The organism is Streptomyces sp. NPDC001493, assembly GCF_053597235.1.
In genome coordinates, this window is the sequence record NZ_JBSFHV010000041.1 from 37,928 (window position 1) to 51,293 (window position 13,366).

General features: G+C 72.3%; 13 protein-coding genes. All 13 read left to right on the forward strand.

What is annotated here, in order from left to right:
* The first annotated feature begins 148 nt into the window (after nt 1–148).
* Nucleotides 149–1,129 (forward strand): ScbA/BarX family gamma-butyrolactone biosynthesis protein, encoded by a 981-nt coding sequence (locus ACWCWD_RS35035; protein WP_450779370.1) that lies wholly within the window; start codon nt 149–151, stop codon nt 1,127–1,129.
* Nucleotides 1,123–2,259, forward strand: coding sequence for an oxidoreductase (locus tag ACWCWD_RS35040; protein ID WP_450779372.1), 1,137 nt, complete (start codon nt 1,123–1,125; stop codon nt 2,257–2,259). The genes ACWCWD_RS35035 and ACWCWD_RS35040 overlap by 7 nt, the downstream gene beginning before the upstream one ends.
* Entirely contained in the window at nt 2,256–2,999 is a 744-nt protein-coding gene (locus tag ACWCWD_RS35045) for an HAD family hydrolase (RefSeq protein WP_450779374.1), read from the forward strand. Before ACWCWD_RS35040 ends, ACWCWD_RS35045 begins: the two co-directional genes overlap by 4 nt.
* Before the next feature lie 40 nt (nt 3,000–3,039).
* Nucleotides 3,040–3,669: a TetR family transcriptional regulator gene (locus ACWCWD_RS35050; protein ID WP_450779376.1), complete on the forward strand. Its 630-nt coding sequence runs from the start codon at nt 3,040–3,042 to the stop codon at nt 3,667–3,669.
* A gap of 106 nt (nt 3,670–3,775) precedes the next feature.
* Nucleotides 3,776–4,804 carry a LysR family transcriptional regulator gene (locus ACWCWD_RS35055; RefSeq protein ID WP_450779378.1) on the forward strand — a complete coding sequence of 343 codons (1,029 nt, stop codon included), beginning with the start codon at nt 3,776–3,778 and terminating at the stop codon, nt 4,802–4,804.
* Between the two features lie 311 nt (nt 4,805–5,115).
* Nucleotides 5,116–6,114 (forward strand): NAD(P)H-dependent flavin oxidoreductase, encoded by a 999-nt coding sequence (locus ACWCWD_RS35060; protein WP_450779380.1) that lies wholly within the window; start codon nt 5,116–5,118, stop codon nt 6,112–6,114.
* 45 nt (nt 6,115–6,159) lie between these two features.
* Complete coding sequence (locus ACWCWD_RS35065) at nt 6,160–6,750, forward strand: YciI family protein (RefSeq protein WP_450779382.1); 591 nt, start codon at nt 6,160–6,162, stop codon at nt 6,748–6,750.
* A 113-nt stretch (nt 6,751–6,863) separates the two neighbouring features.
* Complete coding sequence (locus ACWCWD_RS35070) at nt 6,864–8,297, forward strand: FAD-binding protein (protein WP_450779384.1); 1,434 nt, start codon at nt 6,864–6,866, stop codon at nt 8,295–8,297.
* Nucleotides 8,298–8,330: 33 nt separating this feature from the next.
* Nucleotides 8,331–9,266, forward strand: coding sequence for a hypothetical protein (locus ACWCWD_RS35075; RefSeq protein WP_450779386.1), 936 nt, complete (start codon nt 8,331–8,333; stop codon nt 9,264–9,266).
* On the forward strand, nt 9,263–10,045 hold the full coding sequence (locus ACWCWD_RS35080; RefSeq protein ID WP_450779388.1) for an alpha/beta fold hydrolase: 783 nt from the start codon (nt 9,263–9,265) through the stop codon (nt 10,043–10,045). Before ACWCWD_RS35075 ends, ACWCWD_RS35080 begins: the two co-directional genes overlap by 4 nt.
* Nucleotides 10,042–11,850, forward strand: a complete 1,809-nt coding sequence (locus ACWCWD_RS35085; RefSeq protein WP_450779390.1) for an isocitrate/isopropylmalate family dehydrogenase — start codon at nt 10,042–10,044, stop codon at nt 11,848–11,850. Before ACWCWD_RS35080 ends, ACWCWD_RS35085 begins: the two co-directional genes overlap by 4 nt.
* The gene (locus tag ACWCWD_RS35090) at nt 11,843–12,736 is read left to right on the forward strand and encodes a DUF6282 family protein (protein ID WP_450779392.1); all 894 of its coding nucleotides are present in this window, start codon (nt 11,843–11,845) and stop codon (nt 12,734–12,736) included. The genes ACWCWD_RS35085 and ACWCWD_RS35090 overlap by 8 nt, the downstream gene beginning before the upstream one ends.
* 34 nt (nt 12,737–12,770) lie before the next feature.
* Nucleotides 12,771–13,366: phosphoenolpyruvate carboxylase (locus ACWCWD_RS35095; RefSeq protein ID WP_450779394.1), on the forward strand; the 596-nt coding region annotated here is incomplete at its 3' end.

The following is a 13,366-nucleotide window of genomic DNA, read 5'->3' on the forward strand; positions in this document are numbered from 1 at the left end:
TCCTAGGTGAGTGTGGCGCATACGGCATGGCGAAAAACGATCTGTCAATATACCTTCCCGAAGGTATATTTCTCGTCATCGCCACGTGTTGCGTCGGGACGATACCGGTGCGTGGCTCCCACGGCGACCAGGAAGGAAAACCGCGAGCGTGCACGTCATACCTGGACTTGAGGTACCTGTCGGCCACCACCCCGGGCCGGAGCGCCACTGGAAGGGAATGAACTTCGACCACTTCGTTCCGCGCGAATCCGTCCACAAGTCGGCATACGCGGAAGTACTTCTGACGGACGCACAGCTTCTGGACGACGGGCGCATCGCCGTCGCCGCCCGCTGGCGCCGCAGCCACTACCTCGGCCACCGCGGCGGCGCCGCCGATCCGGTGCTGCTCGCCGAGACCGCGCGGCAGACCGCGATCCACCTGTCCCACCGCTTCTTCGGTGTCGGGCGGGACCAGGCCTTCGTCCTGAGTGAGCTCTCCGTCGATCTGGACGAGGCGCTCCCGCCGGTCGGCGCGGAGCCCCTCGCGGTCGGGCTCCACGTCCGTTGCCGCAGACCCGGCGCCGGTGAACGGCGCCTGCGCTTCGAGCTGGAGGCCGACGTGCTGGCCGGCTCCCGGCGGTACGGGCGGGTGCGGGTGTGCTGGGAGCCCATGGAACCCCGCCGCTACGCCGTGGTGCGCAAGCGCGGGGGCGGGCAGCGGGGAGAGGCGGTGGCGGGGCAGCCGGCGCCCCCGGTGCGCGCGGGCTCCCCCGCGGAGCGTGACGTCCTCGTCGACGGCGACCCGGCCCGGCCGAACGTCTGGTGGCTGCGCCTGGATCTGGAACACGACGTGCTCTTCGACCACGAGTCCGACCACGTACCGGGCATGGCTCTGGTGGAAGCGTTCCGGCAGGCGGGTGCGGCCGCGGCGGGCGACGGGCTCCGGGAGGGCCAAGTGGCCCTGCTCGCGGTGGAGTTCAAGGCGTTCGGCGAACTGGACGCGCCGGTGTCGATCATCGCGGAACCCGCGGGGCTGGACGGGACGGCGCTCACGCTCCGCGCCTGCCAGGGTGACCGGGAACTCGCGTGCGCCCGGGTGCGATGCGGAGCGGGCGAGCTCTCTCCGGTCCGGCAGGAGGCGGCGTGCTGACCGTGCCGCACGCCACCGTCGAGGAACGGGACGTACGGACCACGCTCGCGGAGGCGGCGCGCCGCGACGCGTGGGGCGCCGAAGAGCGCCGCAAGCTCGGCCCGGACGTCGCCGCAGCCCTTGTCGACGCGGGGTTCCCACGCCACTTCGTGCCCGCCCGGTGGCAGGGCAGGGCGGGGAGCTTCGCCGGACTGCTGGCCGACGCCTCGGACGTGGCGGAGAACTGCGCCGCCGCGGGATGGTGCGCGGCGCTGTACGCGGCCCACGGCCGGCTGGCCGCCTATCTGCCCGAACAGGGGCAGCGAGACCTCTGGGCGCACGGTCCGGACGTGCTCATCGCCGCATCCGTCGTTCCGCCGCAGGGCAAGGCCGAGGCGGTACCGGGGGGTTGGCGCCTGGACGGGCAGTGGCGCCTGGCCAGCGGCGTCGACCACGCGGACTGGGTGCTGCTCGCGTCCTGGACACCGGGTCCCGAAGGGCCCGAGCACCGCGTCTTCGCCGTGCCGCGCGAGGCGCTCTCCGTACAGGACACCTGGTACTCCGTCGGCCTGCGGGGGAGCGGCAGCAACAGCGTCACCGCCGACGGCGTCGCCGTACCCGCCCACCGTTCCTTCCCCCTCAGTGCGCTGCTGCAGCCACTGCCCGACGCGGCCCGCTGCCACCGCGTCCCGTACCCGATGGTCGCCGCACTGATCTTCGCGGCGCCCGTGCTCGGGGCGGCCCGCGCGGCGCTTCGGGCGTGGACGGCCGAGTACGCCCGGGCGGCCCCGCGCGGGGCGGGGCACGTACCCCTTCTGGCGCGCGCGTCGGCGCAGATCCATGCCGCGGGCCTGCTGCTCGCCTGCGCGGCGGAGCGCGCGGACCGGGGCGAGATCACCCCGCTCACGGTGGCCGAGAACCGGCGCGACGCGGCGACGGCGGCGCTCCTCTGCCGTGAAACGGTCGACGAGCTCTTCCACGCCTCGGGCATGCGCGGACAGAACCCCGACAGCCCGGTGCAACGGGCCTGGCGGGACGTCACCACGGCCGCGGGACACGGCGCGCTCGCGGTCGCGAGCGCGGCCGACGCCTACGCGGACGCGGTACTGACGCGGGAGAGACACGACCGTGACGGCGGGGGTGCCCGATGACGGCCGAATGCCGGAAAGGGCCGGCGCTCGCGTTCTTCGACGTCGACGAGACAGTGATCACGGCCAAGAGCATGGTGGCGTTCCGGGAGTACTGGCTCGCGGCGACGGACCCCGCGCGGGCCGGGGCGGAGGCGTCCGCCCTGCGCGCCGCGGCGCGGACCGCACCGGATCGCGAGGCGCTGAACCGGTGGTACTACCGGCGCTACGCCGGTGTCGCCCTGGCGGATCTCGAAGCGGCGGGCCGACTCTGGTACGACACCTACCGCCGGGGCGCGGCGGCGTTCGTTCCGGACTCCGTGGAGGCCCTCGCCGCGCACCGGGCGGCGGGCCGCGAGGTCGTCCTGGTGTCGGGGTCGATGCACCCGATCCTGACCCCCCTCGCCGAGGAGTTGGGGGTCGGGACCGTGCTCTGCACCGAGCTGGAGGTGGGGGCCGACGGACTCCTGACCGGAGAGGTGCTCCGGCCGATGATCGGCGCGGCGAAGGCGGAGGCCGCGGTCCGGGTCATGCGGGAACACGCTGCCGACCCGGGCGACTGCTTCGCCTACGGCGACCACGAGAGCGACCTGGCCCTGCTCCGCGCCGTGGGCGGGCCAGTGGTGGTGGGCGCTTCCGGGCCGCTGAACAGCGAGGCGGAACGGTGCGGCTGGACGGTGTTGCCTGGCCGTCCGGGGCCTCTGCCGGCGAAAGGCCGTAGAAGCCCCGGACGGACCAGACCCTCTCGTAGGAACCCTTTCTGATGGTATGTATGGGCTTTCTTCAGTAGGGAGGGCGCAGAACATGGCCATACAGGAACGGGCACGGCGCACGAGGGAGAAGGTGCTGACGGCCGCGGCCGAGGAGTTCGCCGCCCTGGGGTACACCAGGGCGACGCTCGGCGCCGTGGCGGAGCGCACCGGGATGACCAAAGGCGCGCTCTACGGGCACTTCTCCTCGAAGAAGCTGCTGGCAGGGGCGCTGATGGATGAGGCGCGCCAGGTCTGGGCGCACCTGCGGGCCGAGCACGACACCCCGGGTGTCGACGGCCGGAGCGTTCTGGAGAGCGTCGTCATCGGCTTCGCCCGCCGGCTCCAGTCGGACGTGCGGCTGCGCGCCGCCGTCCGCCTCGCGTCCGAGTGCCCGGCTTTCGGGTGCGCCTTCGCGGATGTGCTCGCCGACGTACAGAACGCCCTGACCACCCTGGTGCGCCGGGCGCAGCGCGACAGCGGATTCCCCGCGTACTCGCCGCGCCTCGTCGCCCGTCTGCTGATGACGATGATCTACGGGCTGCTGCACGCGCCCGCCCAGAGCGGCGAGCGCGGGGGAATGCCCGGCGTGGAAGCGCTCTGGCGACTCCTCTTCGCGGCGTTGTCAGCCGACCAGGTGTCGGTGGCGGGGCTCGGAGAAGACGATGCCGTTTCGGGTGCGTAAAAAATACCTTCGAGAACGAATTTAATGTCATGCTCCAACCGGTGCACGTGACGTCGACTGGGCACGCTCCTGCGAGGCAGGGGCGAAGACACTCTGGAGGAAGTGGATGAGCGTGCTTGACGAGTGGGCGGGCGAGCGTGCCCCGGTGGGCGCCGGTCCCGGCAGTGAGGTGCCGGCCGCGCTGACCGACGCCGTCCATCGCGCCGTCTCCGACGCGCGGGACGTCGACGACTTCGACATGAGGCATCTCCGGTATTTCCTCACCGTGGTACGCAGCGGGACCGTATCGGCCGCAGCCCAACAACTCCGAATCTCACAGCCGAGCCTCAGTCAGCAAATACGCCGACTGGAAAAGCGCGTCGGGGCGGCGTTGTTCATCCGCAGTTCGCGGGGGGTTGAACTGACGGCCAGTGGCCGGGCCTTTCTCCGGGAAATTCAAGGAATTCCCGGTCAGTTGCGCTCGGCCATCGCGGCCGCGGCCCCCGCCGCGCAGGTCTGGTCCGTCGGCGTCTGCGGCGGAGTCCCGGCCGACGTACTCATCGAAGTGCAGAACGGGCTGCCCGGAGGCGGTTCGCACGGTGGGCGCGATTCCGGGGCGAGGCTGCGGATGCGCTCGGTGGGCGCGGCGGACCAGGACGACCTGCTGAGGAGGGGAGAGCTCGCCTTCGGCATCGTGCGCATGCCGATCCTCTCGCCGCATCTGGTGGGCGCCGTGGTCTGGGACGAGCCGCTCGGCGTCGTCATGGCGCGGGAGCACGCGCTCGCCGAGCGTACGGAACCGACCTGGAGCGACCTCGCACGCCAGCGCCTGCTCTGGTACGACGAGGGCTGCGCGCCCGGGTTCGCCGACACGGTTCCCGCCCATCTGGCGAGGCTGGGCTGGAACTCGGTGCTCCACCCGGTCGACCAGGACCAGCACGCGCTGTTCCTGCACGCCCTCGAAACGACCTCCGACCTGGTGGCGCTGCGACCCCGCCGCGCCGTGGAGAAGGAGCCGCACCTGGTGTGGCGGCCGCTCCCCACCAGCAGACCGCCGCGCGAACGTCTCGCGGTGACCGCGGCCGGCGACAGCCATGCGGCGCGCGTGCTCCAGCGGGTCGCCGGCGAGCGGGGATGGGGGTTCTTCGCCGAATAGCTCTGCCGGCCCCTCAGCGGCGTGTGTCCCGGGTCTTCCGACCCGGGACACACGCCGCTTCTGTCTGCCCGGCCAGGCGATATAGGGGTCCGCATATGGCAGTTACGCGATTTGCGTCTTGGACCGGAGGCGGAAGCCATGGCTAATGTCATGGGCACAGAGCAGAACGGGCTCATCGGGCGGATTCGATCCGCCGGCCGGACTGCGTACCCGTGCGCCGAGTTCAATGCGGAATTCGGTTTCGCGCCCCCCATTTCCCGCGGCCTGCCGGCCGTCCCCAGTCGTGCGACAGAAACGGACCAGGGAGCATCGTGATCTCGACCAAGCTGACGGAACTGCTCGGAATCGACCATCCGGTCGTCTGCGCCCCGATGGGCTCCGTGACCGGCGGCGCCCTCGCCCGGGCCGTGACCCGGGCCGGCGGTCTCGGCCTTGTCGGCGTCAGCTACGGCGACGCCGCTTTCATCGACGAACACGTGGCCCGGGCCGCCGAGGCGGGCGGCGTCTGGGGCGTCGGCTGCGTCATGTTCACCTTCGACGACCGGCCCGGCCTCTGGGACAAGGTCCTCGGCTACGCACCGCCGGTCATCGCCCTCTCCTTCGGCGACGCCGCGCAGGTGCACCGGTTCGTCGCGTCGGCCACCGACGCCGGGTCACGGGTCATCGTCCAGGTGCACGACCCGGAACAGGCCCTGATCGCCGTGCGTGCCGGAGCGTCCGCGCTCGTGGCCCAGGGCGCCGAGGCCGGCGGCCACCACAAGACGCAGGCCACCCTGCCGCTCGTACCGGCCGTCGTCGAGATCACCGACGGCGCGGTGCCGGTGGTCGCGGCCGGCGGATTCGCCGACGGCCGCGGGCTGGCGGCGGCTCTCGCGCTCGGCGCCGACGGCGTGATGATGGGAACCCGGTTCGCGGCGACCGAGGAGTCGCTGGCCACCGCCGGGTTCAAGTCCCACCTGGTGTCCGCGCGGACCGCGGACACCGTCGACACCCGCGCGTTCGACGTCGTGCGCGGCATCCCGTGGGACGAGGTCTACCGCGCCCGTTCCGTGAGCAACGACTTCACCCGTACCTGGACCGGGCGCGACGCCGAACTCGCCGCCCGGCGGGCCTCGGTCGAGCCCGAGTGGGCCGCCGCGGTCGCCCGTGACGACACCACCCAGCGCGCCATGTTCGCGGGGGAGGTGCTCGACCTGATCGAGGACATCCAGCCGGCCGCACAGGTCGTCCGGCGCGTCGTGGCCGACGCCGAGGAGATCCTCACCGGCCTCGCCCGCCGGATCGCCCCCGCGCCCGGCCCCACGGCCTGAACCACCCTCCTCCACCCGCTACTTCACACCCACGGAGAACCCGGCATGATCCACGTACTCACCCTCACCTACCTCACCCCGCGAGAGACCGTTCTCGCCCACATGGCCGAGCACAAGGCATGGCTGCGCGACCACGGTGACCAGGGCCGCATCCTGCTGAGCGGTCCCCGCCCCGAGGGCGGCGCCGTCATCGTGACCGCCGACCTCGACGGGGCCGAGGTGCGCGAACTCATCGAGAGCGACCCCTGGACCAAGCTCGGCATCGCCTCGTACGAACAGCTCGCCTTCGAGGGCCGCAACGCCAGCCCGGGCGTCGTCACCGCCGCCGTGCCGGACGACGGCGTCTTCCTCATCAACGTGGCCACCACCGAGGACGCACCCGCCAGCGTGGCCGCGCTCGCCTCCGCGGTCGAGCACGTCGCCGCCACCGCCGACGGCTTCAAGGGCTCGCGTCTGCTGACGAGCGTCGACGGCGACGCCATCGTCAACTTCGCGGCCTGGACGGACCGGAAGTCCTTCGACGCGATCTTCGAGGACCCCGAATTCGCCCGCCGCTACCAGGACTTCGCGGGCACCACGACGGGTGCGAAGTACCGGCTCTACCGCACCAGCCGGGTCATCACCCCCAACCGCTGAGCCCCGTCCCGCGCCCCCCACGCCTTCCCCTCAACCGCTGAGCCCCGCCCCGCACACCCCGCACACTCCCACACCTCTCTCGCCCTCACCCACTCTCTCCCCGAGGAGAATCCATGTCAGCCTCGTCCACCCCGGCCCCCTACGACCTCGTCGTCATCGGGTTCGGCGCCGCCGGCCTGTCGGCCGCGCTGTCCTTCGCCGAGGCCACCGAAGGCCGCGACACCCCGGCCCGGATCGCCGTGCTCGAACGGGCGACCGAGGAGAAGCGCGGCGGCGCCACCCGCTGGACCGGCGCGTTCCTGCGGATCACCGAGGACCGGCAGCTGGACACCGACTGGGCCGACCACGTCGGGCGGGTCTCCGGCGGCCTCGCGGACGACGACTACTGCCGCACGGTCGAGCGCGAGACCCCGAAGACGCTGAGTTTCGTCGAGAAGCACGGTGTCGAGATCGCCTTCGAGCCCTTCCCCCTGCCGCACACCTTCAACGGCGGCACCCCGACCATGAACCCCCCGGCCAGCCCCCGCGGCGGCGGCGCCTCGATCGTCGAACGCCTGGGCGCCGCCCTGGAGAACGACCCGCGGGTCGAGATCCACTACGAGACGGAGGCGCTCCGCCTGACGACCTCCGACGACGGCACCGTCGACGGCGTCCTGGTCCGCACCTCCGACGGCCACACCCGGCGGATCCAGGGCCGCGCCGTGATCCTCGCCAGCGGCGGCTTCCAGGGCAACACCGAGATGCTCACCCGCTACCTCGGCGACAAGGCCTGCGACCTCCCGCTCATCGCCCCCGGCATCACCAACAGCCGCGGCGACGCCCTGCGCATGGCGCTGGAACTCGGGGCCGACACCGCGGGCCAGTTCGACGGCATCCACGCCGAGCCGGTCGACACCCGCACCACCAAGGCCGACGCGGTGCTCTACGGCTTCAGCACGGGCATCTTCGTCAACTCCGCCATGCGGCGCTTCTTCGACGAGGGGCGCGACACCTGGGACAACACCTTCGAACACGTCGGGTACGAGATCTGGAAGAACCAGGGCCAGGAGGCCTACTGGATCGCCGACGGCAAGACCCTCGCCATCCCCGGCTTCCGTAACTCGCTGCTCAGCGACGTCGACCCCGAGCAGGCCGACACCCTGGAGGAGCTGGCCACCAAGCTGGGCATCGACGCCGAGGGACTGGAGAAGACCGTCGCCGAGTTCAACGCGGCCGTCGTCCCCGGTGAGTTCGACCCGACCCGCCTCGACGGCAAGTCCACCACCGGACTCACGCCGCAGAAGTCCAACTGGGCCACCCCGCTGGACACCCCGCCCTTCATCGGCGTACCCCTCACGTCCGCCGTCTGCTTCACCTACGGCGGCGTCCGCACCGACGTCGACGGCCGCGTGGTCACCCCGTCCGGCACCGCCATACCCGGCCTGTACGCGGCGGGAGAGGCCACCGGCCTCTTCTACCACGCCTACCCGCCGGCCACGTCCGTACTGCGTTCGCTGATCTTCGGCCGGCTCGCCGCCCACCACGCAGCCGCCAGCCAGTCCGCCTGATCCCGCCCGCCCGAAACTCTCCCTGGAGGAACCATGAACATCGTCAACATCGACGTGACCCTCCGCGACGGTGGTTACCGCAACGGCTTCAACTTCCCCCTCGACTACGCCATCGAGCACGCGCGGCTCAGCGTCGAGGCCGGATTCGACTGGGTCGAGATCGCCTACCGCAAGGGCTCGCTCCTGCCGGTGCCCAACATCGGGCTGACGGGACGCGGCGACGACGAGTTCATCGCCGCGGTGGCCCGCGAGATCGGGGCGGGCCGGGTCGCGATGATCCTGCACCCGAAGAACATCACCGAACACGACCTGCCCGCCATGTACGCCGCCGGCTCCCGGCTGGTCCGCATCATCCTGCCGGCCAAGGGCTACGAGCGCGGTCTGGAGTACATACGCCAGGCCAAGGACATCGGCTTCGAGGTCGGGGTCAACTTCGCCCGGATCAGCCAGTGGGAAGGCCGCGATGTCGTCGAGGTCGCCACCGCCGCCACCGACGCGGGCGCCGACGTCGTCTACCTCGCGGACTCCAACGGCAGCCTCTCTCCCGTGGACACCACCGACCTCACCACCCTGACCAAGTCGGTCACCGGCGGCCCGGTCGGCCTGCACGCCCACAACAACCTGGGGCTCGCCCTGTCCAACGCCATCAGCGCGGTGGCCGCGGGCGCGACCTGGATGGACTCCTCGATCCAGGGCATGGGCAAGGGCCCGGGCAACCTCATCGCCGAGCAGTGGCTCGCACACCTCGACCGCACCGACAGCGAGGCCGCCGCCCGGCTCCACCTCGGTCCCGCCCTGGAACTGGCGGACCTGCTCCTCTCCGCCATCCCCGAGGGGACCCCCTCCCTGCCGCTGCCCGACCTGGTCCTGGGCCGCTACGACCTCCCGGTCGAGCGCCGCAAGGACCTGCTGAGCGGCAGTCACCGAGAGGGCATCGCCACCGCACGCGCGCTCGCCACCGTCCGGTGACGCACACCGCAACCGCTGTTCCCGCGGCGGTCTTCGGACCGAAGGCCGCCGCGGGTCTGGCCAACCCGGCACACGCACTGGTGTTGGGACCGGTGACCCCCCGCTGGGACGGAGGAGCGTTCTTCGCCCCCGTCACCCAGGTCCTCGCCGACGCCGGCCTGCGGGTGACCGTCGTCGACACCCTCGCTCTGCGCGAGGAGGGCGACGACTCGATGGACCACTTCGTCGCCCGCTGGCGCGCACTCCTCCCGAGTTACGGCCCCATCGACCTGATCTGCGGAAACGCCCTCGGCGGCGCGGTGGCCCAGGCCCTGCTCCCCGACGTCGGCCCCGCCGCGGCCGCACTGCTCGTCTCGGGGCCCGCCCGCACGGACGCTCTCCTGGAGTCCCGGCTCACGGACATCGCGGATCTGGCCGCCGACGGCCGCTCCGACTACGCGCTCGCCCTCCTCGACCGGCGCGTGAGGCCCTACGGCCACGGCCCCGCCGCCGGCACCGCCGCCCCCGCACCGCACGACCCCCACGCCGGAAGCCGCCTGGCCGAGGGCATGCGACTGCTCTGCGGCACCGACGTCACGGCGGCCGTGCGGGCCCACTCCGGGCCGCTGCTGCAGATCGTCGGCAGCCACTCCCAGCTCGTCACCCAGCGCCACACCGCCGCCGCACCCCACCACCGGGTGCACATCATCGAGGGGGCCGGCATGCGCCCCCACTTCGAACGCACCGCAGAGGTGTCCGCCCTCGTCGGCACCTTCCTGCGCGAGAAGGGACTCACATGAAGAGCGTCGCGGTCCTCCCCGGCGACGGCATCGGACCGGAGGTCACCTCCGCCGCCCTCGACGCCGTGGACAGGCTCAACCTCCCCCTCGACCTCCGCTTCGGCGACATCGGCTGGGAGTGCTGGCGCGAGGAGGGCAACCCCGTCCCGCAGCGCACCTGGAAACTGCTGGAGGAGACCGACACCTGCCTCCTCGGCGCCATCACCAGCAAGCCACTGCGCGAGGCCGAGGCCGAACTGCCCCCCGGACTGCGCGGAACCGGCCTCACCTTCGTCTCCCCGGTCATCCAGCTGCGCCAGCGGCTGAACCTGTACGCCAACATCCGCCCGGTCACCGACCTGGTGGACGGGCGCTTCGACTTCACGGTGATCCGGGAGAACACCGAGGGCCTCTACGCGGGCTTCGACTTCCACGGACTCGACGACGCACTGTGGAACACCGTCCGCGACCACCCCAACGCCCAGGCCTCCGGCGCCGCCGCCACCAGCGTCACCCTGCGCCTCCAGACCGAGTTCGGCATGGACCGGCTGCTGCGCCACGGATTCGCCTACGCACGCTCGCACGGCCACCAGCGGCTCACCCTGGTCGACAAGCCCAACGTCCTGCGCCACAGCAGCAACCATCTGCGTGAGCGGCTCGAACTGATCGCGCGGGACCACCCCGACATCGAGACCGAGATCCTCAACGTCGACGCTGTCGCCCTGTGGATGGTCCGCAGACCGGAACGGTTCGGCGTGCTGGTCGCCGAGAACATGTTCGGAGACATCCTCTCCGACCTCGGCGCGGGTGTCATGGGCGGACTCGGCCTCGCTCCCAGCGGCAACATCGGCGACCACGGCAGCTACTTCGAGCCGGTGCACGGCAGCGCCCCGGGCATGGCCGGCCAGGACCGTGCGAACCCCATGGCCATGCTCCTCGCCGTGGCCCAGATGCTCGACCACCTGGACCTGGCCGTACCCGGTGAGGAAATCCGGGCCGCCGTACGGACGGTGGTGGCGCGCCGGACGACCGTCACCTACGACATGGGCGGAACGAGCGGCACCCAGGAGGTCGCACGGGCCGTGGCCGGAGAACTCGCCCCCGCCGGAGGCGAGGCGGAGACCACCGCGCCACGGACCGGCCAGGCGCCCTCGGACGAGGTGGTCGACCGGATCGCCCGCCTCGACACCGCGTCCGTCTCCGACGCGCTGGACAGCCTCGGAGTCGGCGGGGTCCTCGCCGGCATCGCCCCGAGGGTGCCGGGGACCCGGGCCGCGGGCCGGGCGTTCACCGTCACGTACCAGCCCGTCGACGACACGGGGGAGGGCTTCCGCAACGCGGCCAACTACCTCGACGACGTGCCCGAGGGCTCGTTCGTCGTGGTCGACAACGCGGGCAGCACGACCTGCACCAACTGGGGCTCGCTCCTGACGAGCCTGGCGCAGCGCCGCGGGGTGCGCGGCACCGCCCTGCACGGGTCGGCCCGGGACATCGCGGAGATCCGCGCCGCCGGCTACCCGCTCTACAGCACCGGCGCCACGATGGTCAGCGGGAAGAACCGGGTGGAACTCGCGGCGACCGGCCGGGACGTCACCGTCGGCGGCGTCACCGTGCGGCCCGGCGACATCGTGGTCGCCGACGACAACGGGGTACTGGTGGTGCCCGACGCGTACGCCGCGGAGGTCGCCGAACGCGCGGAGGGCGTGGAACGGACCGAGGGCGCCATCGGCGCCGCCGTCGCGGCCGGCCTCCGCCTCGACGAGGCCCGCCTGCGGTACGGCTACGCCAAGCCGTGGGACGGCGGCAGGCAGCCCTCCCATGCGTGAGACGGCCCCCATGCGTGGTACGGCCCTGGGCGAGTTGGCCGCGCACGCGCTGGTCGACGTCCACTACCACGCGGGCCCCGACCTCTACGACCGACGGCTCACCTCGGCCGCCGCCGGCCGGGCGTACGCGAAGGTGGGCGGCTGGGTCGTACTGAAGAGCCATCTCACCTCGACGGCGGCCCGTGCCTGGGAAGCCCGGCAGGAGGGGCTGCCCGTCTCCGGCACGCTCGTCCTCAACGAACTGGCCGGCGGCATCCGCCCGAGCGCCGTCGAACAGGCGGTGTACGCACACGGCCCCGACACCCCCGCCCGCCTGGTCGTCCACCTGCCGACGCTGGCAGGACCCGCGCACACCTCCACGCTGCGACGCACCTCGTTCCACCCGCTGCTCGACGCCGACCGGTGGCGCGCCGACGGCGTCCTCGCTCCCGACGGGCGGCTGCGCCGGGACGTGGGCGAGGTGCTCCGCGCGGCCCGCGACCTGCCCGTCGTGCTGGCGACGGGCCACTGCGACCGGGAGGCGGCACTGCGCGTCGTGGACGAGGCCGTGCGGCTCGGCGTACCCCGCCTCCTCCTCACCCACGCGACCCACCCCATGTCGGGCTTCACCCCCGCCGACCTGGCCGGCCTCTCCTCCGTACCGGGTCTCCACGTCGAAGTCACCGCGCTGACAATGCTGTTGGGGCACCACGACGCCGGACACCTCGGCGACGTCGTGCGCGCCCATCCCCGCGTGGTGTTCAGCTCCGACCTCGGACAGCCCGACCAGCCGGACGTCGAGGAATGGCTGGACCTCCGCACGCGGTGGTTCCACGACGCGGGCCTGACGGCCCAGGAGATCGAGGACATCACCCGGTCCAACCCCGCGAACCTGCTGACGCCGTGAACCGGACCTTCACCACTCCCACCCAGGAGCAGTCATGAACGCCCGAACACCGCACGCCTCGCACGCCACCGTGCACGCGGACATCCAGCATCTCGCCCGGCTGCTGGACGAGACCCTCGTCCGCCAGGAAGGAGCGGACCTGCTCGAACTGGTCGAGCAGGTCCGCCGACTGGCCCGCGAGGACGGCGAGTCCGCCGACGCCCTGCTGCGCGGAACCGAACTGCGGACCGCGGCCAAACTGGTCCGCGCCTTCTCCACCTACTTCCACCTGGCCAACGTCACCGAGCAGGTGCACCGGAGCCGCGAGCTGCGCACCGCCCGCGAAGGGGCGAGTGCCGCCCTCGCCCGGGTCGTGCGGCAGGCCGCGCAGGAGTCCCCCGAGGGTCTGGCCCGCGCCGTCGAACACCTCAATGTCCGGCCGGTGTTCACGGCCCACCCCACCGAGGCCGCCCGCCGTTCGGTGCTGAACAAGCTGCGCCGCATCGCGGCCCTGCTGGAGACCCCGGTCATCGAGGCCGACCGCCGCCGCCACGATCTGCGGCTCGCGGAGAACATCGACCTGATCTGGCAGACCGACGAGCTGCGTGTCGTCCGCCCGGAGCCGGCCGACGAGGCGCGCAACGCCATCTA

Coding starts and splice junctions, on each gene's coding strand:
- ACWCWD_RS35085 (WP_450779390.1), top strand. CDS start 10,042: ATGAAGAGCGTCGCGGTCCTCCCCGGCGACGGCATCGGACCGGAGGTC.
- ACWCWD_RS35090 (WP_450779392.1), top strand. CDS start 11,843: ATGCGTGAGACGGCCCCCATGCGTGGTACGGCCCTGGGCGAGTTGGCC.
- ACWCWD_RS35070 (WP_450779384.1), top strand. CDS start 6,864: ATGTCAGCCTCGTCCACCCCGGCCCCCTACGACCTCGTCGTCATCGGG.
- ACWCWD_RS35075 (WP_450779386.1), top strand. CDS start 8,331: ATGAACATCGTCAACATCGACGTGACCCTCCGCGACGGTGGTTACCGC.
- ACWCWD_RS35050 (WP_450779376.1), top strand. CDS start 3,040: ATGGCCATACAGGAACGGGCACGGCGCACGAGGGAGAAGGTGCTGACG.
- ACWCWD_RS35055 (WP_450779378.1), top strand. CDS start 3,776: ATGAGCGTGCTTGACGAGTGGGCGGGCGAGCGTGCCCCGGTGGGCGCC.
- ACWCWD_RS35065 (WP_450779382.1), top strand. CDS start 6,160: ATGATCCACGTACTCACCCTCACCTACCTCACCCCGCGAGAGACCGTT.
- ACWCWD_RS35045 (WP_450779374.1), top strand. CDS start 2,256: ATGACGGCCGAATGCCGGAAAGGGCCGGCGCTCGCGTTCTTCGACGTC.